Genomic DNA, 23573 nt, shown 5'->3' with positions numbered 1-23573 from the left:
GGTTTCTCCTCGAGGATGACGGGACGGGGGGTCGGCTCAGCCGTCGACGGTGCTGTCGATGAACCGCAGCAAGGCCTCGGCATCACCGCCGAGCAGGTCGGGTTCGGGCTCCTCGGTGCTGCCGTCCGGCCGGTGCGCGGCCGGGGCCAGTTCACCGATCAGCCGGTGCAGCCGCCCGGCCAGCCGTTCCCGGGTCGCGCTGTCCACTGTGGACGCATGAAGGACGCGTTCCAGCCGCTCCACTGCGGCTATCGGGTCGGCCATCGGGTCGGCCACCGGCCCGGCCGATTCGACCGGTGCCACGGACAAAAGCTCCAGCAGGTGCGCGGAGAGCGCGGACACCGTCGGATAGTCGAACACGACCGTGGTCGCCAGCCGGACGTCCGCGGCGCGGGTGATCCGGTTGCGCAGTTCCACCGCGCTCAGCGAGGTGAACCCGAGTTCGGTGAACGGCTGGTCGAGCGGGATCGCGGACGCTTCGCCGTGCCCGAGCACCGCGGCGACGTGCCCACGCGCGAACGCCGTGACGATCGCCGCCCGCTCCTCCGGTTCGGCGGACGCGAGCCGCACCGCGAGACCGGCGGGGCGGGTGGCCGCCGGCCCGGCGGGCCCGGTGAGGCCGGCCAGCAGCGGGTGCGGGCTGCCGCCGCGCGCCCGCAGGCCCGCGAGGTCCAGCCGGATCGGCACGGTGACCGGCTCGCCGGCGGCCAGCGCCGCGTCGAACAGGTCACGGCCGAGCGCGTCGGTGATCGGCTGGATGCCCGCGGCGGCCAGCCGGGCGAGGTCGTCCGTGGCCAGCGCGCCGGTCATGCCGCTCGCGGTCGCCCACAGGCCCCAGGCCAGCGCGGCCCCCGGCCGGCCGAGCGCACGACGGTGGCGGGCGAGGGCGTCGAGGTAGGCGTTCGCCGCCGCGTAGCTCGCCTGCCCGGCGCTGCCGAACGTCCCGGCGGCGGCGGAGAACAGCACCAGCCGCGCGTCCGGCACCAGCTCGTGCAGGTGCCAGGCGCCCAGCACCTTCGGCCGCAGCACCGCGGCCAGCCGCTCCGGGGTGAGCGTCTCGACCAGGCCGTCGTCCAGGACGCCCGCGGTGTGCAGCACCAGGCTGACCGGACGACCGGCCAGCGCCGCGGCCAGCGCGTCCCGGTCCCCGACTTCACAGGCCACCGTCTCGGCGTTCGCGCCCAGCCCGGCCAGTTCCGCGGCGAACTCCTCGGCCCCGGGTGCGGCGGCGCCCTGACGGCTGAGCAACAGCAGTTCGCGGACGCCACGACTTGCCACCAGGTGCCGGGCGATCGTCCGGGCGAGCGTGCCCGAACCGCCGGTGACGACCACGGTGCCTTCGCCCGCGCTCCAGCTCCGGTCGGCCGGCGCGCTCAACGGCACCAGCCTCGGCACGAGGATCTCCTCCGGGGTCACCGAAAGCTGCGGATGGCCGCTGCGCAGTGCGGTCAGCACCATCGACCCGTCCTGCGCGGCGGTCGCGTCCGCGAGGTCGAGCAGCACGATCCGGTCCGGGTGCTCGCTTTGCACCGTGCGCAGCAGTCCCCACGCGGTGGCCGCCGCCGGGTCGGGCACGGCGGCGGTCGCACCGGCGGTGACCACGACGAGCCGGGTTTCCGGGGCGTCTTCCCGCCAGCGGTGCACCAGGGTCAGGGCGGCGTGCGCCGCGGCTTCCGCTGCTGCGGCGTCGATGCCGGACGACGGCAGGACCGCGAGCACCGTATCCCCGGTCACCGCCAGGAAATCCGGCACGACGCAGACGCCGCCGCCCGCCGCGATCAGCTCGGCGGCCAGGCGTTCGGCCGGACCGGCGAGCACGGCCATCTCGTCCGGCCAGCCGACCGGCGCCGCTGTGGCTGATACCGCAGCGGCCGCGGGCACCCAACGGGGCACGAACAACGCGTCGTCGACCACCGCCGCGGCGGCGAGGACGTCCGAGGGCACCGGGCGCAGCGACAGCGAGTCGATGCTCAGCAGTACCCGGCCGGTGCTGTCGGCCAGCACCACCGCCAGTTCGTCGTCGCCCCGCGGCTCGATCCGGGCCCGCAGGGCTCCCGTCGCAGGATCACCCGCGCCGTACCGGCGGACACCGGACCAGGCGAACGGCAACCGGATGTGCCCGGCGGGCAGGTCGGTGACCGGGAGCAGGCCGATCGCGTGCAGGGCAGCGTCCACAGTGGCCGGATGGACGTGATACCCGGCCGCTGCCAAGGGTTCCACCTCGACGTACCGGGTCTCCCCCGATTGCCACGCGGCTCGCAGCCCACGCAACGCGGGACCGTACTGGTAGCCCTGCGCCGCCAGGTCCGCGTAAAGCCCGTCCACCGCGATCGGCTCCGCGCCGGCCGGTGGCCAGTCCTCGAGGGTCTCGGTCACCGGCGGCACCTCGGGAACGAGCGCGGCGGTGGCGTTCTGCGTCCACTCCGGCGTGCTGGTCCGGGAGTGCACCCGCACCGCGCGGCGGCCGTCCGCGTCCGGCGCCTCTACCGTGACACGCAGTTCGGCTCCCCCGTCACGAGGCAGCACGAGCGGGGCGACGACGGCGAGCTCGGCCAGGCCGGACTCGGTCCGCAGCACCTGCGCCACGTGCAGGGCCAGGTCGGCGAGCGCGGTGGCGGGCACCAGCGTGCTGCCGAACACCGCGTGATCGGTGACCCACGGGTCGGCCGCGACCGAGATCCGCCCGGTGAACACCGTGCTGCCGTCGGGCAGCTCCATCCCGGCGCCGAGCACCGGGTGCCCGGCGGAAACCAGCCCCAGCGCGGTGGGATCCGCGGTGCCGCGCGCCGGCTCGGGCCAGAAGTACTGACCCTGGAACGGATACGTCGGCAGCTGCGCCATCGGCCCGGACGGCAGCGCGGGCGTCCAGTCCACCGGCACTCCGGCCGTGGCCAGCTCGGCCACGGCCGCCAGCCAGCGCCGCCGGCCGCCCCGGTCACGGACCAGCGTGCCGGCGACCACGGAGCCCGCGCCGCCCGTCGCCGCTTCCACCGTCTCCTCGACGGCCAGCCGCAACGTCGGGTGCGGGCTCGGCTCGAGGAACACCCGGTAGCCCTGCGCGGCCAGCCCGCTCACCGCGTCCTGCAGGCGAACGGTCCGGCGCAGGTTGGTGTACCAGTACTCGGCGTCCATTGTGGAGGGATCGATGGCGGTGCCGGTCACGGTGGACTGCACGAGCACCGTCGTCGGCCGCGGCCGGATGCCGGCGAGGTCGCGGGCCAGCCGCTCCCGCAGCCGTTCGACCTGCCGGGTGTGCGAGGCGTAGTCCACCGGGATGCGGCGGGCGGTCACCCCGGCCCCGGCGCATTCGGCCATCAGCTCGTCGAGCGCCCCGGGTTCGCCCGCGACCACGGTCGCGGTCGGCCCGTTGACCGCGGCGATGTCGATCCGGCCGTCCCAGCGTTCGATCCGGGCGGCCGCCTCGGCGGTGGTCGCGACCATCGAGACCATGCCGCCCTGCCCGGCCAGCTCGCCGATGGCGATGCTGCGCCGGGCCACGACCAGCGCGGCGTCCGGCAGCGTGAGGCCGCCGGCCACGCAAGCGGCCGCGATCTCCCCCTGCGAGTGCCCGATCACCGCGTCCGGGTACACCCCGTACGACTGCCACAGCCGCGCCAGCGAGACCATCACCGCGAACAGCATCGGCTGCACGACGTCGACCCGGTCGAGCCCCGGCGCGTCCGGTTCGGCCCGCAGCACCGCGAGCGGCGACCAGTCGACGTGCTCGGCCAGCGCCTCGGCGCATTCGGTGAACGCGTCGGCGAACGTGTCGCTGCTGTCGAACAGCTCCGCCGCCATCCCGGCCCACTGCGAGCCCTGGCCCGGGAAGACGAACGCGATCGGCCCGTCCGCGCCGCGCACGACCCGGCCGCTGACCACGGTGTCGGCGGGCGGCTCGCCCGTCTCCCGCAGCCCCGCGCGCAGGCCTTCCGCGTCCTCGGCGAGGACGACGGTCCGGTGTTCGAAGACGTCCCGGTGCTGAGCCAGAGTCCGCGCCACCGCGGCGACGTCGGTGCCCTCGGTGGTGAGCTGGGCGCCGAGGCGGGTGGTGAGGTCGCGCAGCGCGTCCTCGGATCGTGCGGAGAGCACGAACGGGAGGACCTGCCGAGACTCGTCCACTGTGGACGGCGCTGGGTCCTCGACCTGCTCCAGGATCACGTGTGCGTTCGTGCCGCTGATGCCGAACGAGGACACCGCCGCGCGGCGCGGGCGGTCCACCTCGGGCCAGGGCGCGGTTTCGGTCACCAGCGCGACGCCGCCGCCGGTCCAGTCGACCTTGCCGCTGGGCGCGTCGACGTGCAGCGTCGCGGGCAGTTTCCCGTGCCGCAGCGCCTGCACCGCCTTGATCACCCCGGCGACGCCCGCGGCGGCCTGGGTGTGGCCGATGTTGGACTTCACCGAGCCGAGCCACAGTGGACGGTCGGCGGGCCGGCCCTGGCCGTAGGTCGCCAGCAGCGCACTGGCTTCGATCGGGTCGCCCAGGCGGGTGCCGGTTCCGTGCGCCTCCAGCAGGTCGACGTCCGCGGTGGTCAGCCCGGCCCCGGCCAGCGTGTCCCGGATGAGCCGTTCCTGCGCGGCGCCGTTCGGCGCGGACAGGCCGTTGCTGGCGCCGTCCTGGTTGAGCCCGTGTCCACGGAGGACGGCCAGCACGGGGTGGCCGTTGCGGCGCGCGTCGGACAGGCGTTCCAGCAGCACGAGCCCGGCGCCTTCTCCCCAGCCGGTGCCGTCCGCGGCGTCGGCGAACGCCTTGCAGCGCCCGTCGGAGGCGAGCGCCCGCTGCCGGCTGAACTCGACGAAGAGGCTCGGCTTGGACAGCACCGTGACCCCGCCGGCGAGCGCCAGCGTGCATTCGCCCGCACGCAGAGCCTTGGCGGCCAGGTGCATCGCCACCAGCGAGGACGAGCACGCGGTGTCCACGCTGACCGCCGGGCCCTGCAGGCCGAAGGTGTACGCGAGCCGCCCGGACAGGACGCTGCTCGCGGTGCCGGTGACCACAAAGCCTTCGGTGGCGGCGGAACCGGCGTCCGCCATCAGCAGTGAGGAGTACTCCTGGCCGTTGGTCCCGACGAACGTCCCGGTGGCGGTGCCGCGCACGTCACTGGCCCGCAGCCCGGCGCGTTCGAAGAGCTCCCAGGCGATCTGGAGCAGAACGCGCTGCTGCGGGTCCATCGACAGCGCTTCCCGCGGCGAGATGCCGAAGAACGCCGCGTCGAAGTTCGTCGCGTCGTGCAGGAACCCGCCGGTGCGCACGGTGGACTTGCCCGCCGCGTCCGGATCCGGGTCGTAGAGCGCTTCCGGGTCCCAGCCGCGGTCGGCCGGGAACTCGCCGACCGCGTCGGTGCCCTCGGCGACCAGCCGCCACAGGTCTTCCGGGGTCTGGACGCCGCCGGGGAACCGGCAGCTCATCGCGACCACGGCGATCGGGTCGTCCCCGGTTTCGGTGCCGGCGCGTGGGCCGTCTTCGGCGGTGTCGTCGCCGAGCAGGCCGAGCAGGTGGGTGGCCAGCGAGTCCGGGGTCGGCTGGTCGAACACCACCGTGGTGGGGAGCGCCAGCCCGGTGGCCGCGACGATCCGGTCGCGGAACTCCACCGCGGTCAGCGAGTCGATGCCGAGTTCGGTGAACGGGCGGGCCGGGTCCAGCGCGGCCGGGTCGCGGTGCCCGAGCACCGCGGCGACCTGGTCGCGGACCAGGTCGCGGAGCGCGCGTTCGCGGTGCCGCGCCGGGATTCCCGCCAGTCCGGCCAGCTCGGGTGCCGCCGCCGGGCCCGCGGCCGGTGCCGCCGCCGTCAGCCCGTCGAAGAACCGCGTCGGCCGGCTCGACGTGATCGCCTTGACGAACAGCGGCCAGTCGACGTCCGCGATCACCGCGGTGGTGGTGTCGCCGGCCAGCACGTCGGCGAGTGCGGCGACGGCCCGTTCCGGGTCGAGCCCGCGCAGGCCGCGCTTGCGCAGGTACTCGGCGGCCTCCGCGTCGACCATGCCTTCGCCGGCCCACCGGCCCCACGCCACGGACACGGCCTGCTGCTTCCGGCTCCGGCGGGTGGCGGCGACCGCGTCCAGCGCGGCGTTCGCGGCGGCGTACAGGGCTTGGCCGCCCGCGCCCCAGGTCCCGGAAACCGAGGAGTACAGCACAAAAGCGTCGAGATCGGTGTCGGCGAAGATCACGTCGAGCGCCTTGGCGCCCTCGACCTTGGCACCGAGCACGTCCGCGACCTCGGCCGGCGTGATCGAGTCCGTTTCCCCGAGCCACAACGCCCCCGCGGTGTGCACGACGGTGCGATACGGCGCCTCCGGGTCCTTGGCGGACGAGACGACCGAGGCCAGCTCCCCGGCATCGGTGACGTCGCAGGCCAGGATCTCCACCTCGGCCCCGAGCCCGGTCAGCTCGGCGCGCAGCGCTTCGGCGCCCTCCGCGGCCGGGCCACGCCGGCTGAGCAGGACGAGCCGGGTCGCGCCCCGTTCGACGAGCAGCCGGGCGACGTGCCCGCCCAGCGCGCCGGTGCCCCCGGTGATCAACGCGGTGCCGCTGGTGCGCCACGGCCCGCCGCGGTCCTCGGCCCGGGTCAGGCGCGGCACGAACGCGCCGGCCGCCCGGACGGCGAACTGGTCCTCGGCCCCGGGATCGCCGAGCACGGCGCGCAGCCGCGCGGACGTCCGCCGGTCGAGGGTGCCGGGCAGGTCCACCAGGCCGCCGCGGCGTCCCGGGCGCTCCAGCGCGATCGTGCGCAGCAGCCCCCACACCGCGGCCTGTCCCGGCCGCGTGACCCGGCGGCTGTCGCTCGGCACCGCGGCGATCGCGTCCCGGGTGAGGACCCAGACCGGGGCGTCGATCCCGGCCGCCGCGGTGAGCGCGGCGAGTGTGGTCGTGATCGCTTCGCCGTCCGCGACGGCGATCACCACGCCCGCGATGTCGTCACTTTGTTCCGTGGTAAGGGTTTCCGCCGTGACGGCGCGTACCTCGGCCCCGCCTTCGCCGAGCGCGGCGACCAGGGCGGCCGGTCCGTCGACGACCAGCCAGGTGCCGCCGGCCACCACGTCCCCGGTCGGCACGGCGGACCAGCGGACGTGCAGCCGAAGTTCGGCCGCGGCGGCTCGCTCGGCCTGCCCGCGCCGCCACGTCGCCAGCGCCGGGACGAGTTCGCCCAGCGCGGCCCGGCCGGATTCGGGCAGTTCCAGCGTGTCGCCCAGCGCGGTGACGTCGTCGGCTTCCACCGCCGCCCAGAAGTCCGCACTCGCGCCCGTCTCCCCGGCCGTCGACGCGGCCGGGGTGAGCCACAGGTCGGTCCGCTGGAACGGGTACGTCGGCAGGCCGGTGCGCGCGGCCCCGGTCCAGTCGAACACCGAAACGCGGTCCGGGGACGGGGTCCGCAGCTGTGCGGTCACCACCGCGCCCAGCAAGGTGTCCGCCGCGTCCCGCTTCTCCTTCGCCGCGGGGGCGAACACGATCTCGTCCGAGTTCTCCCGGGCCAGCGCGCTCAACGCGCCGTCCGGCCCGATCTCCACGGCCGTGCGGATCCCGAGCCCGGCGAGCGTGCGCACGCCGTCGGCGAACCGGACCGCCTGGCGGATGTGCCGCGCCCAGTACTCCGGGGACCGGGCCTCATCGGCGGTCAGCAGCCGTCCGGTCACATTGGACACCACCGGGATCGACGGCTCGTGGAACGTCAGCCCGGCCGCGACCGCGGTGAACTCGGCCAGCGCCCCCGCCATGTGCGGGGAGTGGAAGGCGTGGCTGACCCGCAGCCGGGTCACCTTGCGCCCGGCCTCGGCCCACCGCGCGGCCAGCTCCGCCACCGCGTCCCGGTCGCCGGACACCACCGTCGCTTGTGGACCGTTGACCGCGGCGATCTCGACCGTGGCACGGTAGTCCGCCAGCGTCTCCCGGACCTCGTCCTCCCCCGCCCGGATCGCCGCCATCGCCCCGCCGGCCGGAGCGGCCGCCATCAGCCGGCCGCGGGCGCCGACCAGCACCCCCGCGTCCGCCAGTGACAGCACCCCCGCGGCGTGCGCGGCGGCCAGCTCGCCGATGGAGTGGCCGAGCAGCGCGTCCGGGCTCAGGCCCCAGGCGTGCAGCTGCCGGTAGAGCGCGACCTCCATGGCGAACAGCGCGGGCTGGGTGAACTCGGTCTGGTTGAGCCGGTCCGCGTCCGGGGTGCCCGGCTCGGCCCACATCACCGGCCGCAGCGGGGCGGGCAGCAGCGCGTCGAAGCTCTCGGTGATCTCGTCGAAAACCTCGGCGAACACCGGGAACGCCGCGTGCAGGTCCCGCCCCATGCCCGGCCGCTGGCTGCCCTGCCCGGCGAACAGGAAGGCCAGGCCGCCGGTGACGGTGGTCGGCGCCACCCGCCCGTCGGCGATGTCGGCCAGCGCGGCGAGCAGGCCGTCGCGGTCGGCGGCGACCACCCCCGCGCGGTGCTCGAACAGCGACCGGCCCGCGGCCACCGAATAGGCCACGTCCAGCGGACGCGGCGCCGATTCCGCGCGCAGCACGGAGTCCAGGCGCCGGGCCTGGTCCCGCAGCGCGTCCGCGGACCGGGCGGACAGCACCAGCGGCACCGCGGGCAGCGTCACCGGGGTGCCGGCGGGCTCGAACGCCTCGTCGGCCTGCTCGACGATCACGTGCGCGTTGGTCCCGCTGATCCCGAACGACGACACCGCCGCGCGGCGCGGGCGGTCGGCTTCCGGCCACGGCGCCGCGTCGGTGAGCAGCCGCACCGCGCCCTCGGCCCAGTCGACCTCGGCGCTGGGCTCCCCCACGTGCAAGGTCGGCGGCAGCACCCCGGCCCGCATCGCCATGATCATCTTGATCAGCCCGGCGGCCCCGGCGGCCGCCTGCGCGTGCCCGATGTTCGACTTGATCGAACCGAGCCACAGTGGACGGTCGGCGGGCCGCGACCGGCCGTAGACCTCCAGCAGCGCCCGCGCCTCGATCGGGTCGCCGAGCACGGTGCCCGTGCCGTGCGCTTCGACGGTGTCCACGTCCTCGGCGCGGAGCCCGGCGGCGGCCAGCGCCGAGGAGATGACCCGCGCCTGCGCCGGGCCGCTCGGGGCGGTGAGCCCGTTGCTCGCGCCGTCCTGGTTGACCGCGCTGCCCCGGATCACCGCGAGCACCGGGTGGCCGTTGGCGCGGGCTTCGGAAAGCCGTTCGAGCAGCAGCAGCCCGGCGCCCTCGCCGAGGCCGGTCCCGTTGGCGTCCCCGGAGAACGACCGGCACCGCCCGTCCGGCGACAGCCCGCCCTGCCGGGCGAACTCGACGAACACCTCGGGGGTGGCGATGACGGTGGCGCCACCGGCCAGCGCCAGCGAGCACTCCCCCTGCCGCAGCGACTGCACCGCGAGGTGCGTCGCCACGAGCGAGGACGAGCAAGCGGTGTCGAGCGTGATGGCCGGGCCGCGGAAGCCGAACTGGTAGGCCAGCCGCCCGGACGCGACGCTGTTCTGCGTGCCGGTCATCCGGTAGCCCTCGACGCCGGGATCCTCGTTGCCCGCGCTGTAATCCTGGCCGATCACCCCGGCGAACACCCCGGTGTCGCTGCCCCGCAGCGTGGCCGCGTCGATCCCGGCGCGTTCGATGGCCTCCCAGGCGGTTTCCAGCAGCAGCCGCTGCTGCGGATCGGCGGCGATCGCCTCCCGGGGGCTCATCTCGAAGAACGCCGGGTCGAATCCGCCCGCACCGGTCAGGAACCCGCCGCTGCGCGCCTCGGCGCCGCCCAGTCCGCCGTCGGCCGGCAGCCCGGCCAGGTCCCAGCCGCGGTCGCCGGGGAACGGGGTGATCGCGTCGGTCCCGGTCCGCACCAGCTCCCACAGGTCCTCGGGCGCGCTCACCCCGCCGGGGAAGCGGCAGCCGATGCCGATCACCGCGATCGGCTCGGTCGCCCGGGCCTCGTGCTCGCGCAGGCGGTGCCGCGCGGACTTCAGGTCGGCGGTGGCCCGGCGCAGGTAGTCGCGGAGCCGGTCCTCGGTCGAGCCGCCGTTACCCTGGCGGTCGGTCACGGTCATCACACCTTCGTTTTGGGTGGAGCGCAGTTTGGGTGGGGCGCAGTTTCGGTGGGCGTAGTTTGGTGGGATCGGCGGTCAGGCGCCCAGTTCCGCGTCCAGGGCGGCGAACAGCTCATCGTCTCCGGCTTCGGCGTAGGCGGCGGTCTCCACCGTGCTCAGCAGTTCGCGCAGGAGCCGGCCGACCGCCTCGCGCTCGGCCTCGGAGACCCCGGTCACGGCGGCGCGCAGCCGTTCCAGCTCGGGCAGCACGTCCGGGGCGGCCGGGGCGCTCGGCGCCGGGTCGATCCGGGTGCCCAGGTACGCGGCCAGCTCGGCCGGCGTCGGGTGGTCGAACACCAGGGTCGCGCCCAGCGGCAGGCCGGTGGCGGCCTTGAGCCGGTTGCGGAACTCGACCGCGGACAGCGAGTCGAAGCCCAGCTGCTTGAACGACTTGGTGTGCTCGACCGGGTCGGCGCCGCTGTGCCCGAGCACCGCCGCCGCGGTCGTCCGGACGAGGTCCAGCAGGTGCCTCTCCCGTTCCACTGTGGACAGACTGGCGATCCGGCCGGTGAACGACTCCGGCGTCTGCGCCCCGGCCGCGGCGGCGAGCCGGACCGGGCGCGGGCCGGTCGGCCGCAGCAGCGGATGCACGGAGCGGGACAGCGCGGCCCGGTCGACCGGCACCGCCACGATCACCGCGGGTCCCGCGGTCAGCGCCTTGTCCAGCAGGCGCGGCCCGAGTTCGTCGGACACCGCGCCGAATCCGGCGCGGGCCAGCCGTTCCCGGTCGGCGTCCGCCAGGTGCCCGGTCATCGCGCTGGCGCGGGACCACAGTCCCCACGCGATGGACACGGCGGGCAGGCCCAGCGCCTGCCGGTGTTCGGCCAGCGCGTCGAGGTAGGCGTTCGCGGCGGCGTAGGCCGCCTGGCCCGGGTTGCCCATCACCGCGGCCGCGGACGAGAACAGCACGAAGGCGGCCGGCTCGTGGTCGCGGGTCAGCTCGTGCAGGTGCCACGCGGCGTCGATCTTCGGGCGCAGCACGGCGTCGAGCCGTTCGGGCGTCAACGACGACACGGTCCCGTCGTCGAGCACGCCGGCCGCGTGCACAACCGCGGTCAGCGGATGCGCCAGGCCGTCCACGACCTTGGCGAGGTCCGCGCGATCCGCCGCGTCGCACGCGAGGACCGAGACCTCCGCGCCGAGCCCGGTCAGCCGGGCGGCCAGGTCCGCGGCCCCGGCGGAATCCGGGCCGCGGCGGCTGGTCAGGACCAGCCGGCGGGCGCCGTGCTCGCGCACCAGGTGCTCGGCGGTCAGCGCGCCGAGCGCCCCGGTGCCGCCGGTGATCAGCACGGTGCCGTCCGGGTCCAGCGGCGCGGGCAGGGTGAGCACCATCTTGCCCACGTGCCGGGCCTGGCTCAGGTGCCGCAACGCCTCCGGCGTGCGCGGGGCCGTCCACGCCGTCACCGGCAGCGGGCCGAGGGTGCCGTCGCGGAACAGCGGCAGCAGCTCGGCCAGCAGCTGCCGGGTCCGGTCGTGGCTGGGATCCCGGACGTCGTAAGCGATGTAGGTGACGTCGTCGTGGTCGGCGGCGACCTGCTCCGGGTCGCGGATGTCCTGCTTGCCCATCTCCAGGAACCGGCCGCCGGGCGCGGTCAGCCGCAGTGAGGCATCGACGAACTCCTCGGTCAGCGAGTTCAGCACGAGGTCGACCCCGCGCCCGCCGGTCGCGGCGCGGAACTTGTCCTCGAATCCGAGGTCCCGGGAGCCGGCGATCCGCTCCTCGGGCACGCCCCGCTCCCGCAGCAGCGGCCATTTGGCCGGGCTGGCGGTGGCGTACACGGTGAGCCCCCAGTGCTCGGCGAGCTGCAACGTGGCCAGCCCGACGCCGCCGGTGGCCGCGTGCAGCAGCAACGACTCGCCCGCCCGCGCGCCGGCCAGCTCGGCCAGGCCGTAGTACGCGGTCAGGTACGCCACGCACACCGTCGCCGCGTCCGGGAAGGACCAGTCGTCCGGGAAGGTGGTGAGCAGCCGGTGGTCGGTGACCGCGAACGGGCCGGTGGCCCCGAGTTCGAACAGGCCGAGCACCCGGTCGCCGACACGCAGGCCCGGCACGTCCGGCCCGGTCGCGACGACCACACCGGCCGCCTCCGCGCCGACCGCCGCGTCGCCCGGGTACATACCGAGGCTGATGATCACGTCCCGGAAGTTCAGGCCGACCGCGCGGACGGCGACCTTCACCTGGCCCGCCGCCAGTTCCTCGTCCACATGCGGCGCGGGCGCCAGGGTGAGCTGGTCGAGGGAACCGTGCCCGGTCAGCCCCAGCAACCACGGGCCGTCCGGCGGGGTGAGCAGGCCGGGGTCCGTGGCGACCGGAGTCAGGGCGGGCCGCAACACGACGCCCTCCCGGATCGCCAGCCTCGGCGCGTCGTCGACCGCGAGCGCGGCCGGCAGCGCGGCGAGCGAACGCGGGTCGCCGTCCAGGTCGATCAGCCGGAACCGGTCCGGGTGCTCGGCTTGGGCCGAGCGCAGGAAACCGTCCGCGGCCGCCGCCGCGAGGGCGGGGGTCTCACCGGGCCGCGCGGCCACCGCGGCCGAGGTGACGATGGTGAGGTTCGCCTCGTCGGCGGCGATGAGCCACTCCTGCACCAGGTCCAGCGCGCGATGCGTGGCCTCGGTCGCGGCCGGCGCGGACGAGCCGACGGCCTCGAAGCGGACGATCGCGTTCCCGGCGGTCCCGATGGGCTGGACGCCTTCCCCGGTCAGGGCCACCGGCGCGTCGCCCGGGTCGGCGGTCTCGACCGGGTGCCACCGCAGCAGGTGCAACGCGTCGGTGCTCTCGTCGGCCCCGTTCATCAAGTCGCGCAACGACATCGGCCGGGTCGCCAGCGCTTCCAGCTCGGCCACCGGCGCGCCCTGCGAGTCGTACAGCCGCACCGTGTGCCCGCCGTCGGCCGGCTCGATCACCACGCGGACCGCGGTCGCGCCCTCGGCGAAGACCTCGACCGCGCCGACGGCGAACGGCAGCGCCACGGTGGTCCGGGCGGTTTCCGCGGTGGCGATCGCCAGCGGGTGCAGCGCGGCGTCGAGCAGGGCCGGGTGCAGGGTGAAGCCGTCCTCGGCCAGCTCGACCTCGGCGTAATGGGTGTCGCCGGACCGCCAAGCCCGGCGCAGGCCACGGAAAACGCCGGTGTAGTGGTATCCCGCCTCGGCCAGCTGGTCGTAGCGGGCGTCCAGTTCGATCTCCTCACCCGCGGGCGGCCACGCGGCCGGCGGCGCGGGCGACGGCCCGGGTTCGGCGAGCGCCGCGGTGACGTGCCGGGCCCACGGGCTCCAGTCGTCGCCGTCCGGAGCGCTGGAGTGGACCTCCAGGGTGCGGGCGGCACTGTCCACAGTCACCTGCAGCCGGACCGCGACCTCGCTCAGCACCAACGGCCGGTGAAAGGTGACGTCGGACAGCCGCGGGAACCCGGTCGCCGCGGCGGCGTGCCACGCGAGTTCGAGGAACGCCGTGGCCGGCAGCAGAACACGCGAGCCGACCTGGTGCCCGGCCAGCCACGGCTGGTCCTCGGTGGAGATCCGGCCGGTGAACACGGTCTGGTCGCCGCCGGCGACGGTGGTGACCGCGCCGAGCAAGGGATGCCCGGCGCTGTCCAGCCCCAGTCCGGACGGTGCGCCGGTGCGGCGGGCGGAATCGAGGAGCCAGTAGTCGGAGTGGTCGAAAGCGTAGGTGGGCAACGGGATCGCGTTCGCGGACGGGTGCGCGGTGAGCGCGGCCCAGTCCACCGGCGCGCCCCGGGTATACGCGGCGCCGAACGAGGTCAGCAGCCGGGCCCAGCCGCCGTTGTCCCGGCGCAGGGTTCCGACGAACGCGGCCGGGGCGCCGGCCTGTTCGATGACGTCGCCGATCCCGGCCGCCAGCACCGGGTGCGGGCTGCACTCGATGAACAGCGTGTGCCCGTCCCGCAGTGCCGCGGTGGCCGACTGTTCGAAAAGGACAGTCTGGCGGAGGTTTCGGTACCAGTACGCGGGTGTCATCTCGGTCGTGTCGAGGACGCCGCCGGTGACCGTCGAGTAGACCGGCACCTCGGACGCGCGCGGGGTGATCCCGGCCAGGTCGGCCGGCACCCGCTGTTCGATCCGGGTGACGTGGGCGGAGTGCGACGCGTAGTCCACCGGCACCCGGCGTGCGTCGAACCACTTCTGGTCCTCGGCCGCCGCGAGCAGCTCGTCGAGTGCGCCGGCGTCGCCGGAGACGACGGTCGACGCGGGGCCGTTGACCGCAGCGATGCCGATCCGGCCGTCCCACGCGGAAATCCGCGTCTCGACGTCCGCACGCGCCGCCGCGATCGACACCATCCCGCCGAGGCCGCTGATCTCCGTGATGGCGGCACTGCGCAACGCCACGACCTTGGCCCCGTCGGCCAGCGACAGCGCGCCGGCGACCACCGCCGCGGCGATCTCGCCCTGCGAGTGCCCGATGACCGCGCTGGGCTCCACCCCGTGGGCCCGCCACAGCCCCGCCAGCGACACCATCACCGCGAACAACGCGGGCTGCAGGACGTCGACCCGGTCCAGTGAGGGCGCGCCCGGTTTCCCGGCGAGTGCTTCGAGCAGGTCCCAGCCGGTGTGCGGAGCCAGCGCCTGCGCGCATTCGGCCATCCGCCCGGCGAAAACCGGGGCCGTCGCGAGCAGCTCATCGGCCATGCCCAGCCACTGCGAACCCTGCCCGGGGAAGACGAACACCGTGGCGGGCGCCGGGGCGGCCGGGTCGATCTCGACCGGCTCCGCGGCGAAGTCCCCCTCGGCGACCGCGGTAAGCCCGGCCGCCAGTTCCTCCCGTGTCGCGCCGACGACGACCGTCCGCAGCGGGTGGCTGCTGCGCGTGGCCAGCACGGAATGGGCCAGGTCCACCGGCCGCGCGTTGATCTCCGCCAGCCGGGCGGCCTGGGCCCGCAGCGCGTTGCCACTGCGGGCGGACAGCACCAGCGGGACCGGCCCGGACGGCGTTGCGTCCTCTATAAGCGCGTCATTGGTGACCGGCTCCACGGCCGGTGGCGCCTCCACGATCACGTGCGCGTTGGTCCCGCTGATCCCGAAGGCGGACACGGCGGCCCGGCGCGTGCCGGACCGCTCCGGCCACTCCCGTTCCGCGGTAAGGACTTCGACACCGCCGCCGTCCCAATCGACCTTGGTGGACAACTCGCCGGCGTGCAGGCTGCGCGGCAACCGGCCGTGGCGGAGCGCCTCGACCATCTTGATCACCCCGCCGACGCCCGCCGCGGCCTGGGTGTGCCCGATGTTGGCCTTGAGCGAGCCCACGAACAGCGGGTCGTCCCCGGCCCGGTCACGGCCGTACACCGCTTGCAGCGCGGAGATTTCGATCGGGTCGCCCAGCGGGGTGCCGGTGCCGTGCCCCTCGACGACGTCGACCGCGTCCGGGCCGACGCCCGCGTCCAGGAGCGCGGCCCGGATGACCCGCTGCTGCGCGACGCCGTTGGGCGCGGTGAGCCGGCTGCTGGCGCCGTCGGAGTTGACCGCGCTGCCGGAAATGACGGCCAGCACCGGGTTTCCGTCGCGTACCGCGTCGGAAAGCTTGCGCAGCGCCAGAACGCCGACGCCCTCACCCCAGCCGGTGCCGTCCGCGCCTTCGGCGTAGGCCTTGCACCGGCCGTCCGGCGACAGCCCGCGCTGACGGCTGAACTCGATGAAGGTCTGCGGCGACGACATCACCGTGGCACCACCGGCGAGCGCGACGGAGCACTCCCCCGCCCGCAGCGCCCGCGCCGCCAGGTGGATCGCCACCAGAGACGACGAGCACGCGGTGTCCAAAGTGAGCGTCGGCCCTTGGAAGCCGAAGGTGTAGGACACCCGGCCGGAGGCGATGCTGCCCAGGCTGCCGTTGGCCAGGTGGCCTTCGAAGCCGTCCGGGACGGTGGCGAACCGGGAGGCGTAGTCGTGGTACATCACCCCGACGAACACCCCGGTGTCGCTGCCCCGCAGGGAAACCGGGTCGATCCGGGCGGACTCCAGGCTCTCCCAGGTGACCTCCAGCAGCAGCCGCTGCTGCGGGTCCATCGCCAGCGCCTCCCGCGGCGCGATCCCGAAGAACCCGGCGTCGAACCCGGCCGCGTCGTACAGGAACCCGCCGGAGCGGGTGACCGAGTGCCCGGCCCGGTCCGGGTCCGGGTCGTAGAGCTCGCCGGCGTTCCAGCCGCGGTCCGCCGGGAACCCGGAGATCGCGTCCTTGCCGTCGGCGACCAGGTCCCACAGCCCGTCCGGGCCGGTCACCCCACCCGGGTAGCGGCAGGCCGCGCCGACCACGGCGATCGGCTCGCGGGCCGCGGACTCGGCGTCGCGCAGCCGGCGCCGCGTGGTCTGCAGATCGGCGGTGACCTTGCGCAAGTACTCGCGGAGCTTGTCTTCCGTGCTCATCGGCCCCGTACTGCTCGGCCCTGAACTGGTCATCCGGATGGGTCCCCTCTCCGCCGGGCGACGGCGACGGCGCGAATGTGCATTCCTACCTTCCCCGGCCCCGCCAAGGACTGACTTCGATCGCGCTAAAGCCCCGCCAGAGCCGTCTCCAGCTGCGCCACCACGGGGTCGTAGCCGCCGAGCAGGCGCAGCACCGAAAGCACGCACCAGGTCCGCGACGCGGCCACGTGCGCGGGCGAGCCGTGCACGTCGTCGTGCGTCAGCAGTTCGAGGTCTTTCACTTGTGCGCGCAGCACTTCGGCTTCCGCGGGCGGCACGATCTCGTCCCGGGAGCTGACGATGTAGCGGACCGGGATCGCCGGGGCGGACAGCTCGTCGTCGGTCAGTTCCCAGCCGCGGGTGCGCTCGGCCAGCTCACCGGGAGCACAGCCGAGGAGATGGCCGAGCGTGTCCCGTGTGACGCGCGGAATGGCCGCACCGCCGTCTTCCCGCAGTGCCTGGAAGAATTCCCGGACCGGCGCGCCCGCGGTGACCACGCCCCGGATCCGGTCGTCGTGCGCGGCGGCCCGCAACGCCAGGTGGCCGCTGAAGCTCAGCGCGACCACGTGCGTCCGGTCCACCCGAGCCCGGTCGGCGAGCGCGTCCAGCACGGCCGGGAAGAGCTGCCAGCTGCCCTCGTCGTAGTGCCAGGTGTTCTCGCCGACGCCGGGCAGTTCCGCGACCACCCCGGCGAGCCCCAGCTGATCGAGCTGCAGCAGCACCGGCGCGTACTGCTCCTTGGGCGCGACGATCCCGCCGAGCAGCACCACGAGCGGCCGTGGCTCCGAAGTGGACAGACCGGCCGTCCACAGCCGGAGCGCGCCCTGCCCGGACTCGACCCGCAAGTCCCGCAACGGAGTCGGCGCGGCCCACTGGGTGAACGCGTCGATCCCCACCCGGGCGGCGGTCGCCCGGGCCGGGCCGTCGACGAACGGGAACCGGGCCAGAGCGGCCATCGCCCCGGCGGCGGGAAGGTCCCCGCGCGCGCCGGCTTCCTGCGCTTCGCGAGTCCACTGCACGGCCCAGGAAGCCGGGTCGCCCTCGAGGTCGTTGCCGATCCCGGCGAGCACCCGGTCGAGCAAGGCCGGCTCGATGTTCTGGTTGGCCGCGTGCACGCCGATGAACTGGCGCAGCTCGGCGATGTCGTTGGTGCCGCGGCTCTCGGCTGGGGTCGGTGTCGTCGTCGGTGTCGTCATCGGGCTGCGGTCTCCTCGGTCACGCGCCCGATCGCGGGCACGGGCTGGTCATTGCCGTAATGGGCAAGGCCTTCGACGAGATCGGCGAGCACGTCGGCGGCCTCGGCTCCATCGATCACCCGGTGGTCGAACGCCAGGCTGAGCCGGAACGTCGGCACCACGGCGATTTCCCCGTCGACCACCACCGCGCGCTCGGCGATGCGCCCCACGCCGAGGGTGATGGTGGTGCCGCCGACCGAGTGGAACCCGTCGACCGGGCGGTGGCCCAGCGACGTCACCGAGAACGTGCCGAGGACGCGGGCCCGCCCGGCCAGCGGCCGGACCACCTTCCGGTACGCCACCCGTCCGATCAGCGCGGGCAGGCTGTGCAGCTTCCGCGCCCCGGCGAACTCCGGCATGGTGTCCGGATCGCCGTCGCGGTAGTGGTCCACCTGGTCCTGGATGGTGTCCAGGGTCGCGTTCTCGAGCCCGGGCAGCACGGCGGCCAGCACCACGCGCTTCCCGCCGACCCGCCGGTCGAGCGCCAGTTTCCCGGCCACCGAAGGGAATCGGGCCACCTTGGGCCAGAGGCCGCCGGTCATCGCCGCGTTGGCCTCCGGGTGCGCGGCCAGCACGCGCCCGCCGACCTGCAGCAGGTAGCTCGCGATCGAATACCGGCGTCCGGCCCCGGCCGCCGACGCCCGGTGCGCCAGCAGCGCCCGCGCGTCGACCTCGGTGTCCAGGAACACCGGGGAGATGGACCGGAACTCGCGCAGGAAGAACAGCGTGTGCCGGCGCTGCGCGGCGACCGGGGTGATCTCGGGGTTGTTCACACCGCCTCCAAAGCCAGGCCGCCCTTGAGCCACTTGCTGGATTCGACCGCCACGGCGAGCGCGCGGTCGCCGGGCGCGATCCGGTCCCGCAGCCGGTCCAGCTGCAGCAAGGGCAGCGCGTTGCCGCAGTTGCCGACCTCGTCGACGCAGGACACCTCCTCCGCCCCGGGCAGGCCGAGGCCGGCGACGATGCGCTCGGTCATCCGGCCGGACAACTGCGGCGGCAGCAGGAAGTCGACCTCGCCGGCCGCCCAGTCCACGTCGTCGAGCAGCTCGGTCACGATCTCCACCGCCAGCGCGGGCACCGACTCCTCGACCGCCTTGAAGTCCTCGGCCACGGCCGGCCGCGAGTCGGCCCGGTCGGCCGGGCCGAACCAGTCCAGCTCGTGACCCGGCGCACGGCCGCCGCCGACCAGCCGGGTGAGGATCCGGCGGATCGCGATCGAGTCCGGCTCGGGCTCGCCGGACAGCACCACCGCGCCCGCGCCGTCACCGAACAGCACGCAGTTGATCAGCTGGGTCGGCGGCAGCGCGCGGAAGTCCATTTCCAGGTCGAAGTGCTTGGTGCAGCTGTCCCCGGCCAGCACGAGCACCCGCCGGGTGTCCGGGTCGGCGGCCAGCTTGGCTCCGAGCGAAAGGGCCTGGACGGCGCCGGTGCAGCCGGACTGCAGCTGGTAGGTCGGCACGCCGTCGATGCCCAGCCGGTCCGCGACGATGTTCACGGTGGCGGGCATCAGCATGTCCGGCGTGGCGGTGCCGAGCACCACCGCGTCGATCTCGCCCGGGGCGATGCCGCCGGATTCGAGCGCGGCCCGCCCGGCCTGCTCGCCCAGATCGGCCAGGGTGCCCAGCGGCTTCCCGGTGTCGAGGTCGAACGACAGGTGCCGGCCCAGGGTGCCGACGAACGTGGCGACCCACTGCTCCCACAGCCGGTCCATGCCGAGCCGTTCGCCCAGCGTCGCGTTGTCGATGGGGTCGCCGGGCAGGGCCGACCCGGTGGAGACGATGTGGGCCAGCGGCGGGCTTTCGGTGGCGGCCATGGGATTCCCTCCAGAGGACGTGCGGGCACCGCCCGGCGGCGGCAGCCGGCCGGGCGGTGAAGACGAAAAGGTGGTGCGGCCCCTCAGACCGCGATGGGCCGGGCGCGCAGATCGATGTCCGCGCCCAGGATCTCCTGGTGCAGCAGCTGGAGCGGACGGCCGGGCTCGAGCCCGAGGTCGTCGGTGATCCGGGCGCGGGCCTTGCGGTAGACGGTCAGCGCCTCGGCCCGCCGGTCACAGCGGTACAGCGCGGTCATCAGCTGCCGGTAGTAGACCTCGTGCAGCGGGTTCTCCGCGATCATCGCGTACAGCGAGCTGACCAGCTCTCGTTCGCAGCCCATCGCCAGCCCGGCCTCGATCAGCATCTCCTGGCCCTCTTGGCGCAGTTCCTCCAGCCACACGGTGAAACCGGTGAGGATCGGGCCGGTGCCCGCCTCGGCGAGCGCCGGGCCGCGCCACAGCGCGCGGGCCTGGCTCAACGCGGCGGAGGCCTCGCCGTACCGGCCCGCCTGCAGGTGCGTGCGGCCGGCCCGGGTCAGCGTGCGGAACTCGTCGATGTCGCAGTCGCCGGGACCGACGGCGAGGCAGTAGCTGCGCCCCTGGGTGGTGATCGGATTGAGCCCGCCGACCGCCAGGTACCGACGCAGCTGGGACACGTAGACGTGCAGTGTGGCCATCGCGCGCCGGGGCGGGTGTTCCCCCCACAGCTCCGCGATCAGCTGGTCCGCGGAGACCACCTGGTTGGCGCGCACGAGCAGCACCGCGAGCAGATTCGCGACCTTCCTCGGCAGCACGGTCAATGCAGTGGGAACGCCGTTGTTCACCTCGACCACCCGAAGAGGACCCAGGAGCTCGAATCGCATCAGATTTCTGACCTCCTACCCCATACCCCAGAAAGTCCGCGGGGTGTCCCCCTGCGGACCCGAACAGGGACGAGTCTTTCAGAGGCGCTTTGGCGGCCACATCTGCAAAATTACGTAATCAAGGAGTACGTAACCGGATACGCGGTCGTACCGAACATGATGCAACGACATTCCCGAAATGTAAACAATGCCACTGAGTTCGCGAAACATCGGCCATCGCGGCGCTTTCGCTGGTAGTCTCCCCGAACGGTGAATGAACCGGGTGTGAACGCGCACGCCAAAGGCCGGCCGGAGCCGATGTGCGAGAGAGGTCCGCGACACTGCGGAAAGGCCCGCCCGGGGTCAGGACGCTTCGGCCACGATCCGGGCGAGCTCGGCCCTGGATTCGATGTTGAGCTTGCGGTAGATGCGCCCGAGGTGGACGTCGACCGTGCGCGGGCTCAGCGACAGCTGCGCGGCGATCTCCTTGGTGCGCTTGCCCTGCCCGGCGATCCCGGCGATCTCCCGCTCCCGGTCGGTGAGCGCGCCCAGCGTGGTCTCCCCGCCGGTCTCCTGGCCGGGCGACGGCGCGTCGAGGTCCCGCAGCTGCGCGTCCAGCCGCAGGTACACCTTGCCCGCCCCGCACTGGCGGGCCATCGCCTTGGCCAGCACCAGCAGCGAACGCGCGTAGTCGACCTGGCCCGCCTCGCGGGCGCACTCGGCGGCGTGGCTGAACGCCCGGGCCTGCGCGCCGATCATCGCCGCGGACCCGAACAGGCCACCGGCCCGGCGGTAGAGCTCCGCCGCGGCACCGGGGTCGCCCTGCGCCCGGGTCAGGTGGGCGCGGGCGAGCAGCGCGTACGCCCGCTGGCACGCCAGGTCGAGCGCCGCGGCGGCCTCGTGGGCGCGGTCGGCCCAGTCCTCGGCGACCGCGTGCGGCTCGTTGTGCATGAGCGCTTCCAGGGTCAGCACCTCATAGCAGCGCGGCCGCAGGATCGCGGGCAGGTCCGGCAGGTCCCGGCCGCCGCCGTTGTGGATGATCAGGGCGACCGAGCGGCGCAGGTCGCTGTCCAGTTCCCCGGCCGAGGCCAGGAAAGTCGCCGCGTTGACGCCCAGCCAGCCGCGGCCCATCGGCAGCGTGGAGATCCCCCCGACGGCGGTGCCGCCGTCCTGGTGGGCGTCGGACTGCAGCTCCAGCGCCTTGGCGATCTCCGCCAGCGGCGCGGCGTCCAGCTCCAGCGCGATCCGGTGCGCGGTCGCCGCCGCCTCGCCGCCTTCGGCGTACATGCCGCGGCGCTGCAACAACACGCTGAGGCAGATGTTCACCAGCGGCGCCAGCGGCCGCGGACCGCGGCTGTCGACCACCGAGGCCGCCCGCCGCAGGTGCCGTTCGGCCGGCCCCGGCCGGCTGACCAGCAGCTCGGACCAGCCGAGCAGGACCAGTGCGCCGGGGTCGGCGTCGGCCGAACGGTCGAGCGCGGCCGCGGGCGGGTCGTACAGCGTGTGGTCGGCGACGCCCTCGGCGCCGGAGCCGGTGCATTCGACCGCGCCCCGATACGCCCGCAGCACCAGCGCCACGGCGAGCGACGGGCCGCTGCCGTGCCGGCGGGCGAGCCGGAACGCGGTGTCCACGTCGGCGGCCCCGACGCTGTGGCCGAAGGTCAGCGCGATCAGGCCGCGGGCGAGCAGCAGCTCGGCGACCGCGGCCGGCGGGTCGTCGGGCAGCTCGGCGAGTTCGGACGCGATCATCCCGTCCGCCTCGGTGGCCCGGCCGGACAGCGCGTCGAGCGTGGCGCACAACGCGACCGCCTGGGCCCGGACGGCGGCCGTGGTCCCGGCGCGGTCGCCGAGCAACGGCACCAGGACGTCCCGCGCTTCGGCCGGCCGCGTACCGGCGAGTGCCTTGGCCAGCAACAGAATCAGCTCGGCACGCCGGGCGGGCTGGTTCCGCCCGCGCAGCGCGGCTTCCAGGAACCGCGCGGCCGCGTCCGGGTCGCCCGCCATGAGCTCGCGCGCGGCGGCGACCAGGACCACCACGTCCTCCGGACGGCGGCGGTGCGCCAGCCGCTCCAGGTGGACCGCCCGCTGCACCACCCCGGCGCCTTGCTCCTCAAGCACTTCGAGCGCGGCGCTGTGCACCTGCGCCCGCGCGTCGACGTCGAGGTCCACGTACACGACCTGACGCAGCAGCTGGTGCCGGAAGGCGAAGACGGTCTGTCGTTCGGTCTCGCGCAGCACATCGCGGCGGACCAGCTCGGTGACCGAAGCCAGCGCCTCGTCGTGGGCCAGCCCGGCCACGTCGGTGGCGGCTTCGAGCTCGAACCGGTCGCCCAGCACCGCGCCCGCGCGCAGCAGCGTGGCCTCGGCGGGGCCGAGCGTCGCCAGCTCGCCGGAGATCAGCGCGGCCACCTGCCGCGGGATCTGCGCCCCGAACGGATCGGGCTCGGTGGTGGACCGGGCCAGGTAGGTGTAGGCCAGCGCGAGCAGGTAGAGCGGGACCCCCGCGCTCTCCCGGTGCAGCCGGTCCAGCCAGTCGTCGTCGCTGCTCAGCCCGACCAGGTCGGCGGCCTGGGCCAGGCTGAACGGCGGCAGCTCGATCCGTTCGACCTTCTCGTTTTCGACCCCGAGGGCGAGCAGCGTGCGCAGCTGGCGCGGGCTCTGCCGGGGCCGGTGGGTGAGCACGACGAGCACGTCGCCGTCGCGCGGGTCGGCCTGCTCGTCGACCATTCCCTCGAGCAGGTCCAGGGTGTGCTGGTCGGCGTAGTGCGCGTCGTCGATGAGCAGCACCCGCTTGTCCCCGGACGAAGACGGGCTGTCGGCGGGGTCTTCTTCAGGCACTGCGGTTTCTGGCACTGCGGTGCCGGGCGCTGCAGTTTCTGGCACTGCGGCGCAGCCGGTCGCCGCGGCCCACAACTGATTCGCCGAATCGGCCCGGGAATACGCGCCGGGGACCAGGAAAGCCTGTTTGGCGGGGTTGAAGCGCAGGCACCGCACCTGCAGCCCCATCTCCCGGGCGGCGCGGTCGACATCAACGATGATCCGCGATTTCCCCATTCCGGGCTCGGCCGCGATCTCGACGAACCCGCCGCCGAGCCGGTAAAGTGCCGCGAAGACCCGGCTTCGCTCGAATGTGTCGACCAGCCGCGGATGACGCCCCCGATCCACGGACCCCCCAATGGTCACGTGCCGGCCACCACCCCAGCGCCGGCGAATCGCTACTTCGGGTGAGTCTAG

At 74.4% G+C, this 23573-nt stretch carries 7 protein-coding genes; all 7 read right to left on the bottom strand.

The window, feature by feature from the left end; genetic code table 11:
* Positions 1 to 36: 36 nt before the first annotated feature.
* The 7 genes from OG943_RS08055 to OG943_RS08025 all read right to left on the bottom strand — a co-directional run bounded on the left by OG943_RS08055 (position 37) and on the right by OG943_RS08025 (position 23177).
* Complete coding sequence (locus OG943_RS08055) at positions 37 to 9993, bottom strand: type I polyketide synthase (RefSeq protein ID WP_328609063.1); 9957 nt, start codon at positions 9991 to 9993, stop codon at positions 37 to 39.
* An 81-nt stretch (positions 9994 to 10074) separates the two neighbouring features.
* Entirely contained in the window at positions 10075 to 16380 is a 6306-nt protein-coding gene (locus OG943_RS08050; protein ID WP_442874778.1) for a type I polyketide synthase, read from the bottom strand.
* Between the two features lie 155 nt (positions 16381 to 16535).
* Entirely contained in the window at positions 16536 to 17645 is a 1110-nt protein-coding gene (locus OG943_RS08045; protein WP_328609062.1) for an alpha/beta fold hydrolase, read from the bottom strand.
* Positions 17642 to 18457, bottom strand: coding sequence for a 2-oxo acid dehydrogenase subunit E2 (locus OG943_RS08040; RefSeq protein WP_328609061.1), 816 nt, complete (start codon positions 18455 to 18457; stop codon positions 17642 to 17644). The genes OG943_RS08045 and OG943_RS08040 overlap by 4 nt, the downstream gene beginning before the upstream one ends.
* On the bottom strand, positions 18454 to 19497 hold the full coding sequence (locus OG943_RS08035; RefSeq protein WP_328609060.1) for a 3-oxoacyl-ACP synthase III family protein: 1044 nt from the start codon (positions 19495 to 19497) through the stop codon (positions 18454 to 18456). The genes OG943_RS08040 and OG943_RS08035 overlap by 4 nt, the downstream gene beginning before the upstream one ends.
* A gap of 83 nt (positions 19498 to 19580) precedes the next feature.
* Positions 19581 to 20360: an AfsR/SARP family transcriptional regulator gene (locus tag OG943_RS08030; protein WP_328609059.1), complete on the bottom strand. Its 780-nt coding sequence runs from the start codon at positions 20358 to 20360 to the stop codon at positions 19581 to 19583.
* Between the two features lie 342 nt (positions 20361 to 20702).
* Positions 20703 to 23177, bottom strand: a complete 2475-nt coding sequence (locus OG943_RS08025) for a helix-turn-helix transcriptional regulator (RefSeq protein WP_328609058.1) — start codon at positions 23175 to 23177, stop codon at positions 20703 to 20705.
* Positions 23178 to 23573 lie beyond the last annotated feature (396 nt).

It is taken from the genome of Amycolatopsis sp. NBC_00345 (assembly GCF_036116635.1).
Taxonomy (GTDB): Bacteria; Actinomycetota; Actinomycetes; order Mycobacteriales; family Pseudonocardiaceae; genus Amycolatopsis.
Note: the sequence above shows the minus strand (reverse complement) of the source record. Positions and strands in the feature narration are given on the sequence as shown.

Excerpts from the sequence above, each read along its gene's own strand:
- OG943_RS08045 (WP_328609062.1), bottom strand. The coding sequence starts at position 17,645 with ATGACGACACCGACGACGACACCGACCCCAGCCGAGAGCCGCGGCACC.
- OG943_RS08035 (WP_328609060.1), bottom strand. The coding sequence starts at position 19,497 with ATGGCCGCCACCGAAAGCCCGCCGCTGGCCCACATCGTCTCCACCGGG.
- OG943_RS08030 (WP_328609059.1), bottom strand. The coding sequence starts at position 20,360 with ATGCGATTCGAGCTCCTGGGTCCTCTTCGGGTGGTCGAGGTGAACAAC.